General features: G+C 57.6%; 21 protein-coding genes. 20 read left to right on the plus strand and 1 reads right to left on the minus strand.

Translation table 11 applies throughout. The features are described from left to right. The first annotated feature begins 242 nt into the window (after window positions 1–242). The 7 genes from H096_RS21875 (at window position 243) to H096_RS21905 (ending at window position 8,739) form a co-directional block, all read left to right on the plus strand. Window positions 243–968, plus strand: coding sequence for a PFL_4669 family integrating conjugative element protein (locus tag H096_RS21875; RefSeq protein WP_033901427.1), 726 nt, complete (start codon window positions 243–245; stop codon window positions 966–968). A 26-nt stretch (window positions 969–994) separates the two neighbouring features. After that, on the plus strand, window positions 995–1,510 hold the full coding sequence (locus H096_RS21880; protein ID WP_241495529.1) for a DUF3158 family protein: 516 nt from the start codon (window positions 995–997) through the stop codon (window positions 1,508–1,510). Between the two features lie 14 nt (window positions 1,511–1,524). After that, the gene (locus H096_RS21885; RefSeq protein ID WP_033901428.1) at window positions 1,525–2,034 is read left to right on the plus strand and encodes a single-stranded DNA-binding protein; all 510 of its coding nucleotides are present in this window, start codon (window positions 1,525–1,527) and stop codon (window positions 2,032–2,034) included. Between the two features lie 485 nt (window positions 2,035–2,519). Beyond that, a complete protein-coding gene (locus H096_RS21890) occupies window positions 2,520–2,717 on the plus strand; it encodes a CrpP family ICE-associated protein (protein ID WP_033901429.1) in 198 nt (65 codons plus the stop codon). Window positions 2,718–2,837: 120 nt separating this feature from the next. Next, complete coding sequence (gene topA, locus H096_RS21895) at window positions 2,838–4,748, plus strand: type I DNA topoisomerase (protein WP_033901430.1); 1,911 nt, start codon at window positions 2,838–2,840, stop codon at window positions 4,746–4,748. A 143-nt stretch (window positions 4,749–4,891) separates the two neighbouring features. Further along, the gene (locus tag H096_RS21900) at window positions 4,892–6,775 is read left to right on the plus strand and encodes a hypothetical protein (RefSeq protein ID WP_051422135.1); all 1,884 of its coding nucleotides are present in this window, start codon (window positions 4,892–4,894) and stop codon (window positions 6,773–6,775) included. Continuing rightward, window positions 6,772–8,739, plus strand: coding sequence for a DEAD/DEAH box helicase (locus H096_RS21905; RefSeq protein ID WP_033901431.1), 1,968 nt, complete (start codon window positions 6,772–6,774; stop codon window positions 8,737–8,739). The genes H096_RS21900 and H096_RS21905 overlap by 4 nt, the downstream gene beginning before the upstream one ends. Here H096_RS21905 and H096_RS21910 read toward each other — a convergent pair. Further along, window positions 8,729–9,403 (minus strand): DUF6710 family protein, encoded by a 675-nt coding sequence (locus tag H096_RS21910; RefSeq protein ID WP_051422138.1) that lies wholly within the window; start codon window positions 9,401–9,403, stop codon window positions 8,729–8,731. The two genes, H096_RS21905 and H096_RS21910, sit on opposite strands and share 11 nt — an antisense overlap. Before the next feature lie 176 nt (window positions 9,404–9,579). Here H096_RS21910 and H096_RS21915 point away from each other — a divergent pair, with 176 nt between their 5' ends. The 13 genes from H096_RS21915 to H096_RS33505 all read left to right on the plus strand — a co-directional run. Beyond that, on the plus strand, window positions 9,580–10,719 hold the full coding sequence (locus tag H096_RS21915) for a TcpQ domain-containing protein (RefSeq protein ID WP_033901432.1): 1,140 nt from the start codon (window positions 9,580–9,582) through the stop codon (window positions 10,717–10,719). Then, window positions 10,716–12,431, plus strand: coding sequence for a PilN family type IVB pilus formation outer membrane protein (locus H096_RS21920; RefSeq protein WP_051422140.1), 1,716 nt, complete (start codon window positions 10,716–10,718; stop codon window positions 12,429–12,431). Before H096_RS21915 ends, H096_RS21920 begins: the two co-directional genes overlap by 4 nt. A 12-nt stretch (window positions 12,432–12,443) precedes the next feature. Then, complete coding sequence (pilO2, locus tag H096_RS21925) at window positions 12,444–13,769, plus strand: type 4b pilus protein PilO2 (RefSeq protein ID WP_033901445.1); 1,326 nt, start codon at window positions 12,444–12,446, stop codon at window positions 13,767–13,769. Then, the gene (gene pilP / locus H096_RS21930) at window positions 13,759–14,277 is read left to right on the plus strand and encodes a type IV pilus biogenesis protein PilP (RefSeq protein ID WP_051422142.1); all 519 of its coding nucleotides are present in this window, start codon (window positions 13,759–13,761) and stop codon (window positions 14,275–14,277) included. The genes pilO2 and pilP overlap by 11 nt, the downstream gene beginning before the upstream one ends. Window positions 14,278–14,289: 12 nt before the next feature. Next, window positions 14,290–15,828 (plus strand): ATPase, T2SS/T4P/T4SS family, encoded by a 1,539-nt coding sequence (locus tag H096_RS21935; RefSeq protein ID WP_033901433.1) that lies wholly within the window; start codon window positions 14,290–14,292, stop codon window positions 15,826–15,828. Further along, window positions 15,821–16,987: a type II secretion system F family protein gene (locus tag H096_RS21940; RefSeq protein ID WP_033901434.1), complete on the plus strand. Its 1,167-nt coding sequence runs from the start codon at window positions 15,821–15,823 to the stop codon at window positions 16,985–16,987. Before H096_RS21935 ends, H096_RS21940 begins: the two co-directional genes overlap by 8 nt. A 22-nt stretch (window positions 16,988–17,009) precedes the next feature. Further along, entirely contained in the window at window positions 17,010–17,525 is a 516-nt protein-coding gene (locus tag H096_RS21945; RefSeq protein ID WP_033901435.1) for a type 4 pilus major pilin, read from the plus strand. Window positions 17,526–17,536: 11 nt separating this feature from the next. Next, window positions 17,537–18,481 carry an ATPase, T2SS/T4P/T4SS family gene (locus tag H096_RS21950; RefSeq protein WP_033901436.1) on the plus strand — a complete coding sequence of 315 codons (945 nt, stop codon included), beginning with the start codon at window positions 17,537–17,539 and terminating at the stop codon, window positions 18,479–18,481. After that, window positions 18,471–19,649: a shufflon system plasmid conjugative transfer pilus tip adhesin PilV gene (pilV, locus tag H096_RS21955; protein ID WP_051422144.1), complete on the plus strand. Its 1,179-nt coding sequence runs from the start codon at window positions 18,471–18,473 to the stop codon at window positions 19,647–19,649. Before H096_RS21950 ends, pilV begins: the two co-directional genes overlap by 11 nt. Before the next feature lie 64 nt (window positions 19,650–19,713). Further along, window positions 19,714–20,427, plus strand: a complete 714-nt coding sequence (locus H096_RS33495; protein ID WP_156717512.1) for a CatB-related O-acetyltransferase — start codon at window positions 19,714–19,716, stop codon at window positions 20,425–20,427. A gap of 144 nt (window positions 20,428–20,571) precedes the next feature. After that, on the plus strand, window positions 20,572–21,012 hold the full coding sequence (gene pilM, locus H096_RS21960; RefSeq protein ID WP_033901437.1) for a type IV pilus biogenesis protein PilM: 441 nt from the start codon (window positions 20,572–20,574) through the stop codon (window positions 21,010–21,012). A gap of 1,098 nt (window positions 21,013–22,110) precedes the next feature. Next, on the plus strand, window positions 22,111–22,449 hold the full coding sequence (locus tag H096_RS21970; protein WP_033901439.1) for a hypothetical protein: 339 nt from the start codon (window positions 22,111–22,113) through the stop codon (window positions 22,447–22,449). Window positions 22,450–23,148: 699 nt separating this feature from the next. Further along, a partial coding sequence (locus H096_RS33505) for a DUF3577 domain-containing protein (protein WP_156717513.1) occupies window positions 23,149–23,325 on the plus strand: 177 nt, incomplete at its 3' end.

Below are 23,325 nucleotides of genomic sequence, written 5' to 3' on the forward strand. Positions count from 1 at the left end.
TGCCACTGGCACCACCTGACAGCGGTGCGACACGCACCACCCTCCGACAGGATCACTGGCGCCGGTGACCAGATCAGTGGTGCCACTGGCACCGCCAAATTTAATACGGCCCAACACTACGGCGGCGCCGAACCGATCATGACAATTCCAGCAACACGGGTTCTTCATTTATTACTGCACCACAAACGGCCCGACAGCAGCATGGACATCGTTCACCCACCTTATATAAGGAAACCATGTCCATGGCTGACAACTATCAGCTCAACATCGGCTCCCTCAGGAGCCAGGTCCAGCTGACTCTCCACACTCACCATGCCGCCCGAATCTGGCTGGGTCGCCAGAAGGCCGACGACAAACACAGCATTCTTGGGCTGGCGGGCTTCTGCCTCAAGATCAACCAGATGGATCGCGCCGCCGCGCAAGACGACCCGTACTCGGACTGGTGGATGATCAGGATCGAGGAGAAGATCCAGGAAGTGGACGATGCTCTGAAGGCCATCGACAGCCGCCTTGACGGAGTGATGGCCCAGTTGCCCAAGGCCCTCGAGATCGGTGAAAACCTCTCGATCCAACCACTGAAGCTGCCACTCTTCATCTCCAACCCGCTGGGCTTCAAGGGCGTTCATCTGCTGACTCAGTACGACGAAGTCGTCCGCCGCATCCTGCTGGCTCAGCACGTCGCCATGATCGGTCGCCGCGATGGCGAGATCTGGATCGATGAAGGTGCCCACCTGCTGCGCAGTCTTTTTGGGCTGGCCCAGCTCCATCGTTTCTCCGGTGCATCACGTGACGACTTCGCCGCCAACAATGCCCGGGCTGAAAACGCGCGCGAGATGTACAAGCGCCACGGCGACATCCCTCAGGACATCCTGGAAGGCACCCGCCGCTCGAACTTCGCCCCGCCCATCCGCCGTGGCTCCGCAGGCCCGGTCGAGGAGATGGATGACGATCTCGAAGGCGAGGCATGACGCACATGCATTCGGCCCCTCGACCAATGGAGGCACTGCAACAGGGTGCCTTCAAACCGCTGCAACAAGGTGCCTACCAGAGGCTGCAACAGAGTGCCTCACTAAAAGGCCTTTTAAAGCCCTTTAAAGGTAAGGGGGAGCTGGTCCAGTTGGCGGAGCTTTGCGCATCGCTGGAGGAGGGGCTGCGCACACTTACCCAGGAAGTGCTGGCCCAGGTTCGCCAACATCCATTCGCCCTGCTTCCCGTCAGGCTCATCGAGCAAAACACAGCAGCTGGCACAACCTTTCTTCGCTGGCAAAGCGTGCAAGAACGACGCATGGGTGTCGGCGTATGGGCTCAGATGGTCCACGCCCCCAAAACACCAATCCACTTGCTGCAGGACCTGTTTGCCCTGGAGCAACACCGAATCACCCTGAACATGCAGATCAGCCTCATTCACTCCATCGGCAAACAGGCCGCCGAGTGCGCAGAAAAGATGGGGCAGGCCGAGGCCGAATATCAGGTTCGACTGCAGCAGGTCATGAACCCACCTCAACACTGAACGGGAGACACACCATGGGTACACCAGTAGTTTGGGAAGGCAACGTTGGTAACGCCGCTGAGCACCGGTCGTTCGCCAACGGCAACAAAGATCCGCGACACATGCTGCGACTCAATGTGATGTTCGACAACTCGATCCCTGACGGCCAGGGTGGCTACAAGGATCGTGGTGGCTTCTGGGCCAACGTAGAATGGTGGCATCAGGATGCTGAGCGGTTCGCCGCTCTGTTCCAGAAGGGCATGCGCGTGGTGGTAATTGGCCGCGCGATCATGGATAGCTGGACAGATAAGCAGAGTGGGCAGGAGGTGTCTGCGCTCAAGGTCGAAGCCAGCCGGATCGCAATTCTTCCACATCGCATCGAACACGTATCTCTGTCTGGCGGCGGCGGTCAGCGCCCGACCAATCAACCACAGGGTCAGGCACGTAGTCAGACCAGCAGCAGCCAGGCTCAAAACGTTCCTCAGCCGAGCCTCGAAGATATGAGCCACTACGGCGACGGTTTTGACGACGACATCCCCCTGTAACCCCCCCCCTTAATTTGGCGCGCCACATCGCGAAGCTACTGGTGACAAGGACGTCACTTCGAGTTTCCCCTCCCATCGATGAAGCATCTCCACGGCATTCTGGCCACAACCTGCAGACGATTTTCAGGCGCCACTCGTGAGGTCACTGGAGGCAAGGACGGAACCTCGCCACCTCTTCCCGCTTCGAGGTAATGCCCGTGGGTGCTGTTTTTGAGGCGCCACTCGTGAAGTTTCCGGAGACAAGGACGTGAACTCGTAGCCGAAGGGGCGCTGCAAGCAGCGCTTGCCCAGGTCAGGGGCACATTTGAAATGCCAGCATTGACAAATTACCATTTCATGAAGGCATCTCCACTATACAGCTGCTAACTTGTATCGAACTGAGCTACAGGGGCGTAAAAACGCCCTTGTCGGGGAATTGCTGGTGGCAAGGTCGTTTGAAGCGTGACTCGCCCGGCGGGAACAGGGACGCTGATGAGGAACAATCGATGCTGAACGAAGATGCCCAGGAACGAAAAGCGGATAGGCGCCAGTTCAATAACCCCCACCCTGCGGTAGAGGCTGCTGGGGTTGAAGCAGCCGAGAAAGGGCTGCCCGTATATGCCTGCCCCTACAAGCACCCTGCCATGCTGGCCTCCTGGCTGAAAGGGTACAAGCGCGCCCAGCAGCTCACCCTCAATTTTTGACCCTTCCTCCGTGGGCCTGACTCCTACCGAATTCCTTCCCTTCCAGTTGAACATTTCGCGTTGTGCCGTCCCCGGCCGGGGGCAAGAGTGCTTCCTGTTTTAACTGTTCAGGGACACCTTATGAAACTCATGATCATCGAGGCACCGGGCAAACTGAAGAAGCTCGGCCCCATGATGAAGAAGATCCGCCCTGGCGAAAACTGGCTGGTAGTGGCTTCTGGTGGCCACATCCGTGACCTCCCTCAGTCAGGCCAAGACGACACGATGATCACAACAGGGGTTTTGAAGACCCTTCGCCCGGTGTACGAGATTCTGGCCAAGAGTGCCCGTAACGTCAGCACCATCCGCAAGGCGCTCAAGGACGCCACTGAGGTGTACATCGCCACCGACCCCGACCGAGAGGGGGAAAGTATCGCCTGGCACATACAGCAGGCGCTGGGGATCCGCGAGTACAAGCGAGTCACGTTCAATGAGATCACCCAAGCCAGGGTGCGCGAGGGCTTGGCCAATGCACGGAGAATTGATGGGCAACTCGTGGCCTCACAAGAGTGCCGGCGAGTGCTCGACCGCCTGGTCGGCTATCTGGTCACACAGGAGCTTCGCCGGGTTCTGGGCCAACCTACCTCCGCTGGCCGAGTGCAGTCGCCTGCACTCTACCTAGTGGTGACGCGCGAGCGCGAAATCCGAAACTTCAAGGTGATCCATCACTTCGGGGTTGAGCTGACCTTCAAGGACGACACGACCGGCATGGATTGGACCGCCGTTTGGCAACCCATCCCGGACTTCGCCAGCAAAGAGAACCCCTACATCCAGGATGGGACATTCGCATCTAGGGTTGCCGCGACACGTGCTGTGATCGTCGAGTCGTGCGAAGACGGCAAAAAGCGGCGCCCGCCACCACCACCGTTCATCTCGTCGACCTTGCAACAGGCGGCCAGCGTGGCGTTGAAATGGGATCCGGACAAAACCATGCAGGTTGCGCAGCGCCTGTACGAACAGGGCGTAATCACCTATCACCGGACGGATAACCCCAACTTGGCCGATGAGGCCATGCCTGATATCCAGGCGGTTGCTCGGCAACAAGGCCTTGACGTCGTAGACGAACGCCGAACGTTCAAGGCTGCTGATAGCGCCCAAGAAGGTCACCCCGCTATTGCGCCGACCGCGTGGGAGGACGAAGTCGCAGGCGAGTCTGCGGATGAGCAGGCACTGTACAAACTCATCCGCATCAGGGCGCTGGCCAGCCAACTCGCAGATGCCATCTATGACGTGCGTACAGCAAAACTGCTGGCCAGGGGGCCGGATCAGAGGCCGCTGCGCTTCGCCGCAACTGGCAGCACTGTCGCCTATCTCGGCTGGATGAAGCTTTTGCAGAAGGACGACACGGATGAAGAGTCGAGCGACATCCCCAAGAATCCTGTACCGGTGCTCGAGCCCAAGCAGATCCTCAACGTCCTCCAGGGCGAGGTGCTGAATCAGAAGACGAAGGCGCCGGCACGCTTCACCAAGGCCAGCCTGATCAAAGAGCTGGAGCGACTCGGGATCGGACGCCCCAGCACGTTTGCATCGATCATCAAGAACATCACCGGCAAAGGCTTGGTGGTTGAGGAAAAACGCAAGCTGGTCCCAGGCCCGTTGGGAGTAAGCACCATCGACCAGTTGGAAGGCCGCTTCAGCTTCGTCGAGCTGGCGTTCACCAGTACGCTGGAGAAGGATCTGGACCGAATCGCACAGGGGGAGGAGCAGTACGGCTCAGTGGTCGCCAGGTTCTATCAGAACCTGCAGAACGAGCTCGGCACACTCCGCCAGGCGCCCACGGTTGCAATGAAGCCACGGTCGCTGGAAGCCTCCTCAGGCCCCCAGATTGGCCATTCATGCGGCAAGTGCGGGATGCCACTAGTGCGCCACCAGAAGCGTGGTGATGGGGGTTATGACTTTTGGGGGTGCACCGGTTACAAGGTGAACAACTGTCGCGTGAGCTACCCATCAGTGAGCGGCAAGCCTGATATGTCCAGGCCTAAGGGCATGTAGCCACAATGCTCCGAAGGCTGCATTCCAGCTATCCTCTAATCAGAGGAAGTAACTCTCTAAATTTCCAGCCCTGCGGGTAAGCATTACCGCTATGACCATCTTGAATTGATAGACAACCTGCTCGCTCCAACAGGAGCGGGCAAATGATTGAAACCAGGCCAGAAAACACCACCCTCCTCAGCCTTGACCCAGTTCTGCAACACTTCAGCGCGCAGCAACTGGGGGTGGCCACCACATGGGCAAACCACTTCTGTGTTCCTGCCGAAGAGCAGCACCAGTTCATTCGTGAATACCTAAAATCGACCAGTTCGACTCAGGTATGGACGGTCACTCTCGAACATGAGGGTCGGAAGATCGCGATTGCCCGCTTCGGAAAGATTCTGCAGTGGTTCGACAGCAACACCATTCGTACGACAACCTGTAACAGCAGACTTCGCATCCCCAAGACGAAACCTGGCCCCCGCGCAGCGCAGGGGTTAGCAAACCGAATTGATACACTGCCGTACACATCAGACGATGGACTTCTCACGTCGTTTGCGCAGAAAGCGGGGGATTGGGCTGCCGAATTGGCACGGAATGACCTGGGTAAAAGGTCGGAGCTGTTGGGAGGACTCGATAGCCGCAGTCCCCACCTGCGATACCTTAGACCCAAATCACGCTACTATCTTCGGTTGATCGGTGCAGCACTCCGCGAGTTCTGCTCTGTCCTCGACCCCAATGTGCTGTTCGCCATCCGTTCTGTTCAGTGTGTCTCACCGCAGCTGTACAACTGGCTGGTTTCGGGTGACAAAGAGCGTCGGCTGCAGGCGCTGCGTGCTCAGCCGGTCCTGCTGCCGATGCTGATTCTCAGCGACCATCTCCATACCTTTCCATGGCCTCATGATGTGCTCGGCTTGGTGCCTCCCCCTTGGCCTAGGCTGAACACTCATCTGCCCGGCCCCGTTTGGGCTGGGGATGGGAAGGGGCTTCTCGGCCAAGTGGCAGACGAGGGTATGTCATTAGCCGATGCTCTGGTGTGGCTTCTCCAAACACCAAAAGCCTCTATTCGTTACCTCGGTTCCTGCCGCCCTGGTCGAGCTGGAGGTGCACTGTTCCACATCCGCTGCGCGGGTTACGAAGCGTGGGGGAGGATGCTCCACGGAGCAGCCCTAGGAAATAGGCGCCCCGTGACGAGAACTGATTGGCAAGCCTTTTACGCGTTGCTGGGAAAAGTCCCGTATCAGGTGTGTTCTCCCGACTACAGAGTCACGGTGGAAACTCCGCCGCTTGACTTGAACCTGCTGCTCAAGGGCACACCGACCGCTTGGAATGATCCACTATGGATAATGATTGGTAGCAAACTGACTGACTATCAAGAGTTCTATCGACACCTCGACTACAGCACCAACGGACAACGGGCAGCCGAAATAGCTACCCATTACTTCGTACGTAAGCCCTTCGCACAGATCACCAACATGATCGACCAGTTCCACGGTTACGTGGACAGTTTGCTGAAAGCAATGCACGAAGAGCTGGGGACTGAGGAGGACGAGTTGCTGACGACATGGCCGGCGTTACTGCCGTCGGGAACTGCTGTTTGCCCTAACGGGGTTATCGTCGTTGAGCTGCGATGCCCGGCAGATCTAATCGCTGAACATGCAGCGATAAAACACTGCATAGACACTTACGACTACTCCGCATTTCAAGGCAGTTGCAGGCTTGTTTCTTTCAGGCAAGGCGACACAGTGTTGGCCTCAGCCGAAATCCGACTAGCCCGGGAAATCGACTCATCTGTTCGCAGGCCAAATCAACAATTCTACTGCGTTCAGTTACGGGGGCGCCGAAACGATCCGATACCTCCCAACTCGCCAGCAGGACGGGCATGCCATTGGTTCATGCAAGGTCTCGAGTCAGGGCGGATATCGAGCAACCAAGAGTGGCCTGACCGGACCCGCGAGCTTAAGCGTTACGCCAAGGCGCAGTGGAAGTCCCGCGTCACTGAATCTGTTCAAGCGTGGATCATGCAGCACTTGGGAGAAGCCAATTGAAACGGCCACGCCTCCTCAATAGTCAGCCAGTTCTGCTCGAAGCCGCCGTATTTGACGGCTACGACATGGGCATCCTCATGCCCTACATCGAAGGCGCAAACAAGGTCATGTTCGCCCGCAGCGGGTTTTTCATCCGCCGTGGAGACCACCCGCTCTGTCGTTATTGGCGCGTGCCCAAGGCCAAGCTCATCGACGAGCTGGACCTGGTGCACCACCAGCTAATCGAGCTGGCCGATGGTAAGGTCACAGAGTCATGGCAGGCATTCCGCCAGAAGATCGAGTCCGCGTTGAGAGCTCCTCGCCGAGACGCCTTCACCTGGGGGATGATGCTGCGCATCGCTCCGTTGGCCGACGGAGGTGTCCTACTGTCAGGTGACTACCATCCCGGCGTGGTTGCCGTCGCACGCCGGATGCGCGGTGTATTCCTAGGTCGATCAAGCTCCTGGCGCATCAATGCGACCACCGAGATCCTGCGCAGCAACTTGGTCCTGGAGCTCGGTCTTGCAGAGGAACAGTTCGAGATACTGGACGTTGTACAGGAACTCCTGGGCGATGGTTCTGTGGTTCCAGCAGCAGACATCCCGCGCATCAGCCTGGGCGGTGCTCCTCAGGAACCCTCGACAACCGCCAGCGGAGAGGAGAGCTCCAACGACATCTACCTCGCTGCCGTCTCGCCGATCGAGCGCACCGAGTTCTCCGATGCCACAATCGCCCAGGCTCTCGTCGGCTACTCCCTGCTCGATCACCAGCCTGCCGGGATCGCTCACCTGCTCCAACGTACCAGCGCCCTGCTGGCTGATGATATGGGTCTCGGCAAGACGCGCCAGGCCATCATCGCAGCGCATATCAGTGCAGCCGGTCGCCCGATCCTGGTGGTGACCCTCTCCTCGTTGCTGATCAACTGGCAGCGCGAAGTCGTGGCGGTTTACCCCGACACGACAGTCGCTGTGCAGAAGCACGACCCGCTGGCCCAATGGATGTTGATCAACTACGAACGCCTCGGCGACTACGTGCTGCTGGCTGAGCATTACCACGTTCTAGTGGTCGACGAGGCGCACCAGTTGAAGGAGCCGACTGCCGAGCGTACACGCCATGGCTTCGATATCGCAGCAAAAGTGCCGAATCGCTATCTGCTGACAGGCACGCCTGTTCTCAATCGCGAAACGGAGCTGCACACACTGCTACGTCTATCGGGACACCCGGTCGGCCAGTTGCCCCTCAGCGACTTCTGCGAGCGCTTCACTGGCAGCCCAGAGTTCCGACAAAACCTCCGGGCAGAACTGGGCGACTGGATGCTCCGCCGACGTAAAGACGTCCTGCCTGGGCTCAAAGGTAAACACCGGCAGTTGCTGCCCGTGGCGATGGGGGGGGAGGAACGGAAGAAGTACGACAGCATTCGCCTTGAGGACAGGCCCATCTTTGCCAGACTCGGCGCGCTCCGCCATTATCTCGAACAGGTGAAGGTCAGAGTCGCGATGGACCTGCTCGGCGAGCTGGACCCCGAAGACAAGGTCATCCTGTTCTGCGAATTCAAACCCACCGTGGCGCGCCTCAAGGAGCTGTGCAATGCAGCCGGTATCGGGAACGTCACCCTGGTCGGCAGTGACTCACTCACCAAGCGCCAAAAGGCGATCGACAAGTTCCAGGGCGATCCCGATTGCAGGGCGTTCATCTGCACCACCCAAGCCGCTGGTACCGGAAACAACCTCACGGCCGCCAACTACGTGTTCTTCCTAGGCCTGCCCTGGACACCAGGACAGCAGGATCAGGCCGAGGACCGGGCATACCGAAATGGCCAGCTCAGAACGGTGATCGTGAAGATCCCGCTTGTGGAGAACAGCATCGATCAGCAGCTGTGGCAGATGCTCTTAGCGAAGCGTCAGGTCAGCATGGAGCTGATTGAGCCAGAAGAGCAGCAGGACGCGTTGGCCAAGGCTATGCTCGCCGCGACTATCAGTCAGTAGATTCGCGTGGGAGGTCAGTCAGCAAGCGCGCGATCTCCCAGGCCCACCCCAACTCCGCGTAGATTGGTGAGCCAAGCTTCTCGCCGGTCCTCTGACAAATCCAGCACTCCCCATCAAACCGTACCCCCCTGATTATCTCGGTAACGTCATAAACGTCATCAGGTATGAGCTCCCCTTCCCCACCCAGAATGCCTTGGGCAATCGAATGGTTGCCGCCATTGACCCAGGCAATTTTTAATGGCTGCATCAAGATCACGCGATGGTTTGTGTCCTGCACGAACTCACCGAGCTTACGTCCCTTCCCGATCATGCCCAGGCTATTGAGAATGCTGCTTTCCGACCACAAAGTCGGGATTACCATATCGCTGGCCAGTCGGACGCTTGAGTTCGGATCCACTGGACGGCGGCAATGTTTCAGCAGAAATTCGCCCCAAGTTCCATGACCGGCATCACCATCCCACAGCCCACCAAGCGAGCTCATCCAATGCAACGACTGAGGGCCGCGGTGTCGAGGTCGAAGTAACGCGTCTCGTAAGTGGATAGCCTGAACGGGGCGAAGCACAATTTTTATAAGGTCTTCCAAGCCGCGACAATTGTTCTCAGCTACCAAACTGCTCGCCCACTCCATCAGGTTTTCGAACGCAGTAACTCGACTGTCGAGCATTATCACCTCCATTGATATTTTTCAGTTCAAGGCCAGGCCAACCTCGGCGCCTCAACCGGTAACTTGAATGCATTCCATCAAGCACGCCGGAAATTCTAACTCTGCGTGATATTGATTTCCTGCTGCAAGGGAATCCTCCGGCTGTCACCGTGCCCTCAATGACTACAGGGGGCCTCATGATCAGGCAGTTGACCACTCTCTCGTTCGCCGCACTCGTTGCGGGCTGTGCGACTCAGAAGGCTGAACAGCCGCCGAAGCCGGCGTTCGATAGCAGCCGTAATCCCGAATGGCTGTCTCCGGACATCTATCCGAACGGCGCAAACCCGGAGAAGGAACCGGTGGTTCGGTATGGCCGCTACACCTTGGTGAGCACCCAGCCCGATGCGAGCCAGCGCGACCTGATGGCACAGATCATCGACGTGACCATCCCTTCCAGCATGAACCCCAGCGTTCGGGACGCCATGCTTTACGTGGTCGACCGGTCAGGGTACGCCCTCTGCCCGCCAAGCTCGCAGCACGTCAACATCCTGTACACCAGACCTCTACCGGCAGCCCAATACAAACTCGGCCCGATGACACTGCGCAACACTCTGCAGGTCCTCGCCGGCCCAGCCTGGCAGGTGAAGGTCGATGAAGTGAACCGTCAGGTGTGCTTCGTGCTTCGCCCCGGCTACCAATTGCCAACCCCGTCGGCGCCGACGGGCCAGCTCTACGCCGACAAAGCGCGGGTTCCTGCCACCAGCTCCGCCACCTCGGCCTCGACGCCAGGCGTTGTCGTCGCCGCTGTACCTGCTCCCGCACCAATCTCCACGACTACACCCGCTGTCGCCCCCCCAGCGCCAGTGGCCCCAGTGCTCCCCCCAGTGGCACCCGCCAAGGATGGCTCTATCCAGGCTGCGACGGTAACCGCCGCAGCTAAACCTTCGACACCTGCGTCTCCAGCACCGAACGTGCCCAGCGGACTCGCGGCATCCAAGCCAGCGGCTGTCGGCGCCGCTGCAGCGGTGGCGGCCCCGGCCATCGAGGTAAAACCCGCCCCACCATCCCGGCCGCTGCCCCAGATATGGACGGCAGAAGTTGGATCAACTCTGCGCGATAGCGTTGAAGAATGGGCCAAAAAAGCCCGGTGGCGCGTGATATGGGCCCAGGAGGACCTCAACTACCCGATCAAGGCACCGCTGCACTTCGAGGGCTCGTTCCAGGAAGCCATCGAGCAGCTGTTCCCGCTCTACGACAATGCCCCGCGATCTTTCTTAGTCAACGGTAGCGAAGGCTCCCAGAGCGTCTTGTACGTCGCTGAGAGGAAGAAGAAATGATCAAGTTTCCTCGGGCCCGCTGGGCACTGACACCGATTGCCCTAGCCCTGGTGAGCAGCTGTGCCGTGCAGCAGGTTAATGAGTCATTCGACCGAGCAGAGTTCCAGGGCCATACGGCTAGCCAGTACACCAAGCTACTACAGAACCAGCAGCTACAGCAGAACCGCGACACGGTCGTTTTCAGCAATAAACCATGGGTTTCCACTGAGCCGCTGGTGAACCGACGCGGGCTTCCGTTCAGCCTGGATCGTAACATTGCCTATCGGCCTGCTGGCCCAGTGTCGATCACCGACGTAGCACAGCTGATCACCAAGGAAACCGGTCTCCAGGTCATCGTAGCGCCTGACGCGTTGAACCCCGGGATCCTCTCCTCGAAGCCCGCCGGCACTGCTACACGTGGCGCCGCTCAGGCTGTACCTGATCCAGACAGCCTGGCTGGTCTCATGCCAACTGCCATCGCAGGTGCTATACCGGGCAGCGCTAATTCGTTTGACCTCAGCCTCAGCGGCGGCAGGCAAATCTCCGGGCTGAACTACAACGGCAACACCTCAGGATTACTGAACCAGGCCACCTCCCACCTGGGGCTTTCGTGGCACTTCGACCCTGAGCTGCAGGGCGTGCGCATCACCTACTTCGACACCCGCACCTTCGACGTGTGGACATTCGGTGATGAGCTGGAGATCGAGAGCACCGTCAAGTCTGGCCTGCTGACCTCCACCGGCAAGGGCGACTCGGGTTCTTCGACGTCTTCGGGAGGAGCCACGGGTGAATCCGGCAGCAACCAGAGCACCAAATCCACGTACAAGACCTCACTGATGAACGACATCGAGAGCAACGTCAAGGCCATGCTAAGCATGCAGCCTCCAGGGCGGCTGTATCTCTCGCGCTCGACCGGGACACTCACCGTCAGCGATCGGCCGGAGGTGCTGAATCGAATCTCGGCCTACCTGAAAGAGACCAACCGCAGCATCACTCGACAGGTCCTGTTCAACGTCAAAGTCTACGAGGTGAACTTCACCGACAGCGACCAGACAGCGGTTAACTGGAGCGCTGTGTACAAGTCAATCTCTGGAAAATGGGGTTTTGGCCTGAGCAACACCGTCGCCGGCATCAGCTCCGAGGCGATCTCCGCCAGCGGCAGCATCCTCGATACGTCCAGCTCCCCGTGGGCAGGCTCCAAGGCTGTCGTCCAAGCCCTTTCAGAACAGGGGCGCGTCTCCGAAGTACGTTCGCCGTCGGTGACCACGCTGAACTTGCAGCCGGCACCGATCCAGATCGGCAACGTCCAAAGCTATGTCGCCTCCAGCTCGACCACCACCACCGCATCGGTCGGCTCCAGCACCGCCCTGACACCGGCGACAATCACCAGTGGCTTCAACATGATGTTGTTACCCAAGCTCCTGGACAACGAAAACATGCTGCTGATGATCACCCTCAGCATCAGCAGTAAGCCGATCTTCAAGGACTTCGAGAGTAACGACTCCAAGGTCCAGACCACCGACTACGACACCAAGAACGTCGCGCCGAAGGTCCGTCTGCGCAGCGGTGAGACGCTGATTCTCACTGGGTTCGACGAGAACGGGGATGACGCGCGCAAATCCGGCGTAGGCAGTCCCAGCTTCTTTGGCCTGGGCGGGGGCAGGACCCGCTCGACGTCCCATAGCGCCCTGGTGGTGCTGGTGACACCGGTTGTCCTCCCGGACAACCTGTAAGTGGCGGCGCTCATGAACTCCGACACTCCCAAACCGTCGAGCCGGGTGCAGACCATCCAGCACCGAGGGCGCGTCTTCGTCACGGGCATGCTTTGGACGCCCCTGGGCAATATGACCAGTTACATGAAGGAAGCGCGCCAGTACGGCCATGAACACGGCCTGGACATCGTGGCCATCCGAAGAACGTCGCTCATGATCCAGGCGGGCTTTGTTTCTCGCTCCTCTGACGTTCACAAAGGCATGTATTCGCTGGCTGCGACCTTGGCTGGACAGCTCGGTGATTCGTGGATTGCCGCCTGGGCAGTCGACGCCGATCAAGATCGCTATGCCATCGTCGCAGTCCATGAAGGCAGGATCATCCCGGGTTGCGACCTGATTGCCACGGCGTCAGAGGTTCGCAAACGGGTGTTGCAGCAACGCAGTCGCGGCATCCAGTTCGAACGAGAGTTTTTACCGACCGAGTTTGCCATGGGTGGCGAGCTCATCGACATCGAGGAGCTACTCCACCCGTCTCGGCTCAAGCGTGAGTATCGGCTACGTCCGCTCGTGTTCGGTATGTCCAAGTCTGAGCTAGCCCAGCTGGTCCTGGTGGCCCTCTTGCTCGGTGGTGGCCTACTGGCCTGGGCACAATGGAAATCGCATCAGGCAGAGATCGCGCGTCAAACTGCCATCGAGGCAGAGAAGAAGCGCCTTGAGGAGCTGGCCGAACTGCGGAGGCAAACAGGTACAGAACAACCCCTGCAGGCGCTGGAGCACCCCTGGGCGAAACAACCCTCAGTCACCGACTTCATAGAGGCCTGCAGCCATGTGATGTACCAGTTGCCCCTGAATATCCGAGGCTGGCCCATCAACAAGGCTGAGTGCAACGGTTCTCAAATTATTGCGACCTACGACCGTGCTGGTAACAGCACTGCTCACGACTTCACGATGGCCGTCGGCGAGATCTTCTCCACACATCCGGATTTCACCGACCAGGCCAAGTCCGGGATCCTGAAGTTCGACATTTCCATTGACGCTGCGGGTGATGACGCATTGGTCGAGGCCAGAGACGCTCTCGAGAATTTGACCAGTTGGTTCCACAGTTTCTCTCAGGAGCCGCAGTTGCACCCCATGCCGGTGGTTATTCCACAGGAGCCGGCTCTGCCAGGCCAACCGGCACCACCTCCACCGCCGCCACCTCAGTGGAAGCAGTACCAGCTTTCTTACACCACCGGCGTTCTGCCTTACGACTCCTTTAATGGCGCCCCGACCCAGGGGCTGCGCCTGCAGGAGATCAAGACCGAGTACAAGGCTGACCACCTGATCTGGTCGGTCACAGGAGTCCTGTATGCGAAATAACCTCAGCCTTTTGTTCCTGGCCTGCTGGCTGCCGATCACCAGTGCCCTTGCTGCCGTGCCAGACCTTTCGGGTATCAACGTCGGCGAGCTCGGCAAGGTGCAGAGCGAAACCATCCTGCTCAAGGCTCAGGCCGAGCGCACCAATGCCCAGCTCGAGGCAAACGGCATACTCCCTAACGCCCCCCAGCCAGTGGCGCAGTTTCCTGCTCCTGGGCTAACTCCCACCATGACTGCAACCTCCCCAGGACTGCGCCAATCGGCATTGCCGGTGGTGAAAGAAATCAGCGGTTCCGGACAGAAATTACGGGCAAGCCTGATCTACGCCGACGGCAGCGAGGTCGATGCCAAGCCGGGCAGCGAGTTACCAAACGGTTTCCGGGTCCAACAGATCACGCTCGATGGGGTGGTGCTGAGCAAGGAGGGAAAGCAATACCCCCTGGGTTTCGGTAACCGGGTGGTATCTCAACCGCAACAGAGCCTGCCGGGCCTCATGCCCGGCCAACCCTGAGGAGCGTTGACCATGACCGAGCTTTCCACAGAGCCAGTCGGCCTTGAGCCTGTCGAATTGACTTTGGCGCCGTTGCCAGCGGCAGTATTGACCGCGCCAGGCGGCCCTCATCCAATCAAAGACGACTTGCGCCAGGTCCTGGCGATGACCGCCGATGGGAAGTTGTACATCTCTCCCCAGCACGTCAGTGATCCCTACGTGATGGCATTCATGGACCAGTTGGAACACAAGGGGATTGACTTCGAGGTCTTCTCAGCCTCGATGACCGAGATCAAAGCGCTGTATCAGGCCTCGGCGTCGACGGGCATGAAGACACTTGTTGAAACCCAGCGCCAAGCCCAGGTGGTGGAGTTCATGGGGGACGCCCACCGCCGCGGCGCCAGTGATATTCACATCGTCGTTTCGCACGATGTCACTCGAATCAAGTATCGGCTGTATGGGGTCCTTCAGGAGGTACGCCAGGAAAAGAGCGATGTAGGGCGTGAGTTCTGCGCTGCTCTGTACAACAGCATGTGCGATGTCTCTGGCGATTACTACCAGCCCCATATCGCTCAGGATGCCCGCGTCAGCCGCAAATTCGTCGACCAGTTAGGCCTATATGGCGCTCGGGTTGCAACTCGGCCCCTGGTGGATGGCCCGCTGATGGTGATGCGTCTGCTGTACGACGACACATCCAAGCAGAGCTTCGAGGAGCTCGGCTTCCTGCCTCAGCAGACCGAGCACTTCAGAAGACTCCGAAGCCTGCCCTACGGACTGAACCTGATTACCGGGCCAACAGGATCCGGCAAATCCAAGACCCTGCAGGTCAACCTCAACGCGCTGTACGATGAGACTGATGGCTCCAGGCACATCCTCACGCTCGAGCATCCTCCTGAGTATCCGCTCAAGGCAAACCAGTCACCGATCTACGCCGGAGAGACTTGGGGTGACGGTATTACCAATGCTGTACGGCTTGACCCTGATGTCCTCATGTACGGGGAGTTGCGCGACCTGGCGTCAGCCCAGGCGGCATATACCGGCGCCATGACGGGTCACCAGAGCTGGTCGACCCTGCACACCAATAACGTGATCGCCACCATCCAGCGCCTGATTGATATGGGCGTGGCGGATTACCTGGTCACCGACCCGCTTCTGACCACCGGGATCGCGAACCAGTCATTGGTGCCGGTTCTCTGCCCCGCCTGCAGGATCCCGCTGCGAGAACATATGCACGGCATCAGCAGCGATCTCTTCGCCCGGTTGGAGCAACTGCAGATCGTCGACCAAGTGAATCTGGTCGGTGAAGGCTGCAGCAAGTGCAGGAACCTCGGGGTCGTCGATCGCACCGTTATCGCCGAAACTTTGCTGACTAACGTCAAGCTCATGGATACGTTCACCAAGCGCGGCGCAAGCGCTGCGCGCAGGTACTGGGTCAACGAGATGGGTGGCATCACCAAGATCACCCACGCGATCATGAAAGTCACCAATGGGACAGTGGACCCACGCGATGCCGAGCTCTTCGCTGGGCCGCTCGACTTCGACAGGCAGTTGATGGAGCAATCCGATGTTTGAGTTGCTTCAGGACTTCTTGACAGGAATACGGGAGGCCGCCCAGGGCTGGGTGGTCACCTTCTATGCCAAGCAATTTGGGAAGAACGAGCGAATCCAGTTCTACGAGAGCCTGATGGGCGTAGTCGAGGACGGTATCCCGATCGAAGAAGCACTGGAGACCGTTGCCAAGGCGTTCAGCAACGACGGTAAAGCAATGCATCCCGTGTCGGTCATTTGTGGCCAGGTGGCGATGCTCGTGCGCGGCGGCAAATCCCTCGCCGACGCCTGCAGGAGTCATTTGCCTTACGACGAGACCTCACTGGTCGATACCGGGGAGAAAACCGGCAACCTTGTAGAGGCCTTCCGAGATTGTGTCCGACTCATCGAGGCCCGCCAACGCATTGCCCGCCTGGTCATTTCGGTGGTAGCACTTCCCTCAATTACCTGGGCCCTCATGGGCGCACTCCTTTACGTCATCGCCACCTGGATGGTGCCGTCGATGGCTCAGCGACAAAATCCAGAAACTTGGACCGGTATTCCTGGAGTCTTGTATGGGCTTTCTAACCTAGTCACGAACTACGGGTTACTGATCGTGACGGTTATGCTGACGCTGATCGTCGTCTCATTCGTGACCCTTCCCTATTTCTGTGGGTTGCAAGTTAAACCCAACAGCCCGGTCTGGAAAACACAATTGAGCCTCTTCTTGCAGGCGGCGAGATTGCGGCTCGAAAGCATTCCCCCTTGGTCTATCTACAAGGTCCTACACGGCTCCATCTTCCTGCTAAACATGTCGGTCATGCTCCGCGCCGGCGTAGGCCAATTGAGCGCCTTGAACATCCTGAGCCGCAGCGCCTCTCCTTGGCTCCGAGAGCGAATTGACGCCATCCACTACGGCGTCAGCTCGGGTAAAGATTTCGGTACCGCTCTCAAGCTTGCTGGGTACCAATTCCCGGATCCGATGGCTATCCACTTCCTGCAGGTGTTGGCCACGCGCCAGGGCTTCGCGAAGTCGATGGAGCGGTTCGCCAACCGCTGGCTTGAGCAGATGCTCAAGCGAGTGGAGGCCATCTCCAAGTCCCTCACTGCGCTCTCCGCAGTTTTCATGGGTTTGCTCATGATTTTCGTGATGGTCGGTATCTTCCAGCTGGCCGTGGGCCTGATGGACTCAATTCAACGCTAAGCACACACTACAGAGGCATAACATGGCACTTTCTCCCCCCCATAACCAGCGTGGTTTCCTGTCCGTCGACGGCGTGATGTGGATCATGCTCGTCACGATCGCATTGGGTTTCATCGCCTGGATGGGCTACAAGATGCTCGGCAACTCCGACGGGGCTATCGAGCAGAGCAACATCACTTCAATTATCGCCAATACCAAAAAGCTGAAGGGATCGTCCGGATACGGCGCCTCTGGCACCAACCTCGTACCGTCTCTAATCGCCATCGACGGGACCGGCTCGATGGGCGTGTCCGGAACTACCCTGACGAACCAGTGGAATGGCGCGGTGACGTTGGTGAGCGCCGGAATGAGCTTCACCATCACCGAGAACAATGTGCCCAAGGCCGCCTGTATCACGCTGGCAACCAAGATCAGCAAAGACAAGCAAACCACCACCACCATCAATGGAGGGTCGGCATCGAGCGGGGAAGTTCTGCCCGCGTCTGCAACGGCAAGCTGCTCCAACGATTCGAACTCGATTTCCTGGACCACTTACTGAAGGCGGCCAGCGTGAGCTTGATCGCAGATACTGATTTCGTGGATCTCTACCTGGGGCACGATTTCGCAGACGTAAAGGGGCTGGCAGGCCAGCCCCGCAAAATGCCCGTTCCTGCTGAGTGGGCGTCTGAGATACTGGAGCTCAAGGCCCAGTGCCTGCATCAGCTCGAGACGACCCGCGAGCCTGAGTTTGCTCTGGTTCTGGAAGAGCGGGTGCTCTTGCGGGTGACGTACATACTCGACGTCTTCGCGAAGCCTTTTTTTGTCCTGAACCGCTCACGGGCGACAATCCTTTCGCTCGACGAGCTTGGGCTGCCGGACCATATCCACGAGTGTCTCCTGGATGAACACACCAGAGGGTTGGTGTACGTAGTCGGAGAGATGGGCGCCGGAAAGACCAGCACTGCCGCCTCGGCAGCCAAAGCCCGTCTGACCTATCTCGGGGGGCTCGGACTTACGGTTGAAGACCCGCCAGAAACCCTACTGCAGGGGGAGCATGGGCCGGGACGCTGCATTCAGCTACCGGTCTCCCGGGCGCAAGGAGGCTACTCAGAAACGCTGATACGAGCCCTGCGCACTCGAGCCGATCTCATCTTGGTCGGCGAAGTGCGAGATACGTCCACAGCAGTAGAAGTGATTAAAGCCTCAATCAACGGGCATCTCATTTTTTCAACGGGACATGGCCGTGACGTATCCAGCGGAATAAAGCGCCTGGCGGTCCTGGCTGAACCAATTATGCCGAACGCCTTGGAGGTGCTCTCCCAGGGACTTACGGCAGTGATCCACCAGGCACTCCACCGTCCCGACCACGGTCAGCCACGACTCACCCTCCAATGCCTGTCCTTGTCCCAGGATGACGCCCCGTCCATCAGGGAAAAGATCCGAAACGGGCACCTTCAGATGATCGAGCAGGACATCGTCGCACAATCAAACAGGAGTCTCTGGCATGACCAGTAAACGCAAGCAGGCTGGTTTCTTCACCATCGACGCACTGTTCGGCCTGATGGTGCTGGCTATCATGCTTTCACTCGCAGGCTGGTGGATGTTCAGTTTCAGTAACCAGCAGGACTACCGGATCGCCGCCGAACACCAACGGGCCGTGGCTGACGCTTTTGCCAAGTACCTGAAAGACAACTACGCCGTGGTACTGACCAACGCTGGCCCGACCACGCCGGTCCAGGTCACCGTGGACATGATGCAGAACACTAACTATCTGCCGGCAGGCTTCAGCTCAACCAATGGCTTCGGCCAGACCGTCGTTGGCTTGGCGAGGCGCCTGAACGCTAACCAGCTCGAGGCCATAGTGATCACCTCCGGTGGCCAAGTCATCCCGGAGCTGGGCATTCGCACGATCGCTGAGCACCTTGGCGGGCCGGGAGGTTTCATTTCAGCGCTCAAGCCTGGAGTGATCCAAGGCGTGCGTGGTGGCTGGGAAGTCGTTCTCAGCAATTACGGCATCAACCCAGGACAGGGCCATACCGCGAGCGCTCTGTTCCTGATGGACGGAGACTTGGCCAACGACTACCTCTACCGCAACGCTGTGCCAGGCCATCCTGAGTACAACCAGATGAATACTGCTATCGATATGGGTGGCAACGACATCAACAACGCTCGCACCATCACCTCAACGAGCGACATCACCAGTAAGGACGGCTGGTTCAGAAGCCAGAACGACACCGGCTGGATGAACGAGAAGTGGGGGGGAGGCATCTACCAGTCAGATGCTGACTGGGTCAGGGTCCTTAACGACAAGGGCCTGCTGACGGGTGGGAAGATCCGCGGCGGTACACTGCAGGCAGACGGTCGTGTGACAGTCGGAGAATACCTGGATATCGAGAGCACCGCTGTTGAAGGGCTGGCGTGCCCGAAGATCGGTATCCAATCGAAAAACAATCTGGGCGCGCCGCTTACCTGCCAGTGCCTCACACCGTCTTGCCAATCCGTTGTGTGGAAGAATAGCGCCACGACAGATTTCCTCGTCACTAACTGTGTAATGAATAACTGGCAATCATGCGTACCAGGGTGTCCAACAGGTTATTCATTGAAGAGTTATTCCGGTGTATACGGGCAGAATAGTAGTTATTTCGCTGATCGATTCTACGGAGTTGGGGTTTGCGTTAAGTAGCCCACCCTGTCAGAATCCCATACTTCACCACACCAAATTTCAAAGATTAAGATTGACTTGCAACATGAAAAAATTCATAGCCCAAATAAAAAACATATATTGGCAACGCTATATAAAAAAGAACAACCGTAAATTCTCTTCAGGAGTAACGTCCTTAAAAAACAAAACCACCCTTATTGTCGAAAACAATGTTTCCCTGGGCCATATACGCATTGATACGCCGAACCTATTCATCGGCGCCCACACTTACGTTCGCAGCGGATCAATTCTCTCCGTGGTAACTTCGATAGGTCGTTACTGCTCTATTGGTTCTAATTGCTGTATTGGTCAAGAAAAATATACTCATCCCACAACCTGGGTAAGTAGTCACCCGTTTCAATATGAAGGCGGTTTGTTGGAACACAAGCCCGTTCTTTCGGGGGTGATAATCGGGCATGACGTTTGGATCGGGCACGGCGCGATGATTATGGAGGGTGTCCAGGTAGGTACAGGTGCAATTGTCGCTTCCCAAGCACTCGTTACTAGAGATGTTCCACCCTACGCAGTAGTTGCAGGTAATCCTGCTAAAATAGTTAGATTCCGTCACTCGGAAGACACTATAGATCGACTGTTACGTAGCAACTGGTGGGAGCGTGATATTTCATGGTTGCGCAGCCTACCTCTAAACGATCCCCAATTATGCCTTCCACTTCTTGAGCGTGAGTATATCTCTTCAGAGCACAAAGCCAACCTGAACAAGATGAAAATAACTTCAAAAGCATGCAAGATCTTGCCTTAAGGAGCGTTCGGACTTAATCATCTAACTCTTCAAGATCACTTCAACTATAAATAATTTCAGTTGAAAAAACCTGGCTAAGTTAGGTGTAACGAGGCCTTGGTAGATTCAGTTGCCCTACTGGACTCATTTCCCCAGGAAATCTTCATGTACATCTACTGGATCGCTATGACCCTGCTGATCGTGGCAGGAGGCATCTTCTCCCAGATGCAGCACAACGACGAGACTGTGTCTGAGCAAGCTACGATCGATGCCCTCAGCCGAAATATGCTCGTCTACCGTTCGGCCGCAGCGGAGTATGCTCGGGCTAATCCCGGGTTCACTGGAGCACCGTCGGAGGTATCTATGAACCTTCCCAACTGGTATTCCAAGCTGGACGGGATCAGCACATACGTCGCCGGTGGAGTGTCATACACCTACATCACCGGCGGTGTTCCTGCAGGGCTGCCTTCCGCACTGACCGACCGCACTGAGTCTGTGACCGTCGGGGTTAAGAGATTCGGCCAGCTGTTCTCACCTAAGGGTGGAAACATGGGCATCGCTGTTCCAGAGCAAGTACCAGAAGGGTCCGTCGTGGCCGTCTATTGACCGTTGACGCCTTGCAAAAACACCTATGAGCCTTGCATCCCGGCTTTGGTACAACCCATAATGACATCAGTTATGTTTCAACCCCGCTGGCTACTGGCGGTCATCAGTAGCGCCCAGGTATTGTGGTTCGCCTCAATACCAAACCGTAAGCACGCTACAGCTCCGGGAAGGGCGTGCGGATCTGGTTGAAAACTCTCCCTGTGTCTCCCTGCTCTCCCTAGTCGCGCAGCCGTCTAACTCGTGATGATCGAGTTCAAAGGCACATAGAGTTTCAAGAGGTTCGGTGCTTCTTTGATCCAAGGGCCACATTGGTAATGTGGCCCCTCCTCTTTTCTTCCCTTTGGGTAGCCTGATGGACTTGTCGAAGGTCCATCAGGCTACCCAAAGGGTAATCTCCCCCTTGCCGGTGGCCCGCCGGCGATAAACCGGGCTCCTTTTGTGCGCGGATGCGTGCCTCACGTTTGCTGGCCAAAGCCACGAGAATGGCCAGGTGATGAGAATCGAGACGATCAATGCCCAGGGATCGACGATTCCGACACAGGTGGCTCCTTCAACTTTTTTTCAATTGACGGCTGGATCACCTTTTGAAGTCTGATCCAGCCGGTCTTCTCCCTCTCCCTCTCGCCCTTTCCATCCCCTCCCGCTTGACACAACCCCTTCCCCACTCCGATTATTAAGCCGTGATCTGCTGACGTCGTCAGCAACATGCCTCATGCAGCTCGGATCCGTAATGCTGCAGCACGTCTATCGTGTGATCCTCCCCAAGGTCGTTCAGCTTCTGGTAGCACGACCGGTCGACTATCCGTCGATAGAAGCTTCTTCCGCGAACCCAGTGGGGAATCACTTCCCTGCTAGGCAAAGTGTTTTCTCTGCAATTTTCTAAGCAGGAAACACTCATGACCCAACTTTCTGAATTCGATCTTGACGAAGATCGCGCCTGTTTACCAAGGCACGGCCTCATCGGAAGCTATTGAAGACACCGTCGACTGAAAGCGTCTCTCGATTAACCTAGTGTTCCACACGCAGCAAAAACCCAACGGGGAAACCACTCCCCTAGGGGCCAGTGTTTCTCCGCATTCCAACCGCAGGAGAAATATCATGACCGCAATGTCCGCACTCTCGACCAGCTTCCGTTTTGGTTACGCGCTCGGCACCCTCACTCGAGAGTTCCTGCGCTCCTTAAAACGAACAACTCCAGCTGTTCCAGCCAAGGCCCAGCCTGTTGTTCATCTCGCGAGCATAACGCCCACCCGAAATGACTGGGATGAGCTCTGCCGCATCCCCACCATCGCACGCCTCGGCGTTGATCTGAACCAGTGGTTCGACGACAACACCAAACCGGTACCTGTCAAGCGTCGCACCCGTCAGCGCAAGCCGACCCAGTGCAAAGCTCCAGAGCTGCGTGACGATCTCATAGCTCCAGTCGCAGCCATCTAACCCTTCTCCCACCTCACCCCGTGCCAGGCACCCCACCTGGCAAGGTGAGGGCCTGGCGATCAAAGGACCGCCATGGCATCCAAAAAACGCGCAGCTGTAGCAGATGACCTCCGCAAAATAGGTACGACTGCTATCGCCGCTGCCCTCGTAGGTATCTTCCTCAGCACTAGCCGTCTACTGACCGCTTTCGCCCTCGTGGTAGGTGTTGTAATCTGGATCACAGGTATCTACCTCACCCCGGAGGAATGACATGAACCAAACCACATTCGGCATCCTCATGTTCACCGCCCTGCTCTTCATCTGTGTCGGCATGGCAGTTTGGGCTGATTGGCCTAACATCAAACGTCGGTGCCAGAAGATTCTTCGGGCACATTGATCATCGATTTTCCCTACTTAACCCTCCATCTGGAGGGTTTTTTATTTCAGGGCTTGACAATGCGTATCTCTGTTTTCATTCTTGTAATCGTGAGCTGCTGACGTTGTCAGTAACCCAAGCCCGAGTAGTCATGATCTGAAAGACTGCCACACCCAGTGAGGTGGTGATCACCCTAAAATCGCCAAGCTTCCGGAAGCGCGATTGATCAATCTCTCGATTGATGGAAGCCCACCCAACTTGCTACATCCCAACCCGCGCGGGGAATACTTTCCCCCATGGGCGAAGTGTTTCTCCGCTTTCGCTATTGAAACTGGAGAATCACCATGAGCAACCAATCTAACGAAACCAAATTCTTCGATCTGCACACCACTGGTATCGGTTACCTCAACCGTATCCGTGAAGTTAAACCTCGCGGCAAAGGTAAGCCATTTATGGCTGTCACCGTTGCGGCACTGCGCGGTTCTACAGATGAAGCCGAGTACTCCTACATCGACTGCAAC

The sequence above is a fragment of the Pseudomonas sp. FH1 genome (genome assembly GCF_000510895.2).
Lineage (GTDB): Bacteria > Pseudomonadota > Gammaproteobacteria > Pseudomonadales > Pseudomonadaceae > Aquipseudomonas > Aquipseudomonas azotoformans_A.

Coding starts and splice junctions, on each gene's coding strand:
- pilV (WP_051422144.1), top strand. CDS start 18,471: ATGACCAGTAAACGCAAGCAGGCTGGTTTCTTCACCATCGACGCACTG.
- topA (WP_033901430.1), top strand. CDS start 2,838: ATGAAACTCATGATCATCGAGGCACCGGGCAAACTGAAGAAGCTCGGC.
- H096_RS21890 (WP_033901429.1), top strand. CDS start 2,520: ATGCTGAACGAAGATGCCCAGGAACGAAAAGCGGATAGGCGCCAGTTC.
- pilM (WP_033901437.1), top strand. CDS start 20,572: ATGTACATCTACTGGATCGCTATGACCCTGCTGATCGTGGCAGGAGGC.
- H096_RS21945 (WP_033901435.1), top strand. CDS start 17,010: ATGGCACTTTCTCCCCCCCATAACCAGCGTGGTTTCCTGTCCGTCGAC.
- H096_RS21920 (WP_051422140.1), top strand. CDS start 10,716: ATGATCAAGTTTCCTCGGGCCCGCTGGGCACTGACACCGATTGCCCTA.
- H096_RS21885 (WP_033901428.1), top strand. CDS start 1,525: ATGGGTACACCAGTAGTTTGGGAAGGCAACGTTGGTAACGCCGCTGAG.
- H096_RS21900 (WP_051422135.1), top strand. CDS start 4,892: ATGATTGAAACCAGGCCAGAAAACACCACCCTCCTCAGCCTTGACCCA.
- pilO2 (WP_033901445.1), top strand. CDS start 12,444: ATGAACTCCGACACTCCCAAACCGTCGAGCCGGGTGCAGACCATCCAG.
- H096_RS21910 (WP_051422138.1), bottom strand. CDS start 9,403: ATGCTCGACAGTCGAGTTACTGCGTTCGAAAACCTGATGGAGTGGGCG.
- H096_RS21875 (WP_033901427.1), top strand. CDS start 243: ATGGCTGACAACTATCAGCTCAACATCGGCTCCCTCAGGAGCCAGGTC.
- H096_RS21940 (WP_033901434.1), top strand. CDS start 15,821: ATGTTTGAGTTGCTTCAGGACTTCTTGACAGGAATACGGGAGGCCGCC.
- H096_RS21935 (WP_033901433.1), top strand. CDS start 14,290: ATGACCGAGCTTTCCACAGAGCCAGTCGGCCTTGAGCCTGTCGAATTG.
- H096_RS21970 (WP_033901439.1), top strand. CDS start 22,111: ATGACCGCAATGTCCGCACTCTCGACCAGCTTCCGTTTTGGTTACGCG.
- pilP (WP_051422142.1), top strand. CDS start 13,759: ATGCGAAATAACCTCAGCCTTTTGTTCCTGGCCTGCTGGCTGCCGATC.
- H096_RS33495 (WP_156717512.1), top strand. CDS start 19,714: ATGAAAAAATTCATAGCCCAAATAAAAAACATATATTGGCAACGCTAT.
- H096_RS21915 (WP_033901432.1), top strand. CDS start 9,580: ATGATCAGGCAGTTGACCACTCTCTCGTTCGCCGCACTCGTTGCGGGC.
- H096_RS21880 (WP_241495529.1), top strand. CDS start 995: ATGGAGGCACTGCAACAGGGTGCCTTCAAACCGCTGCAACAAGGTGCC.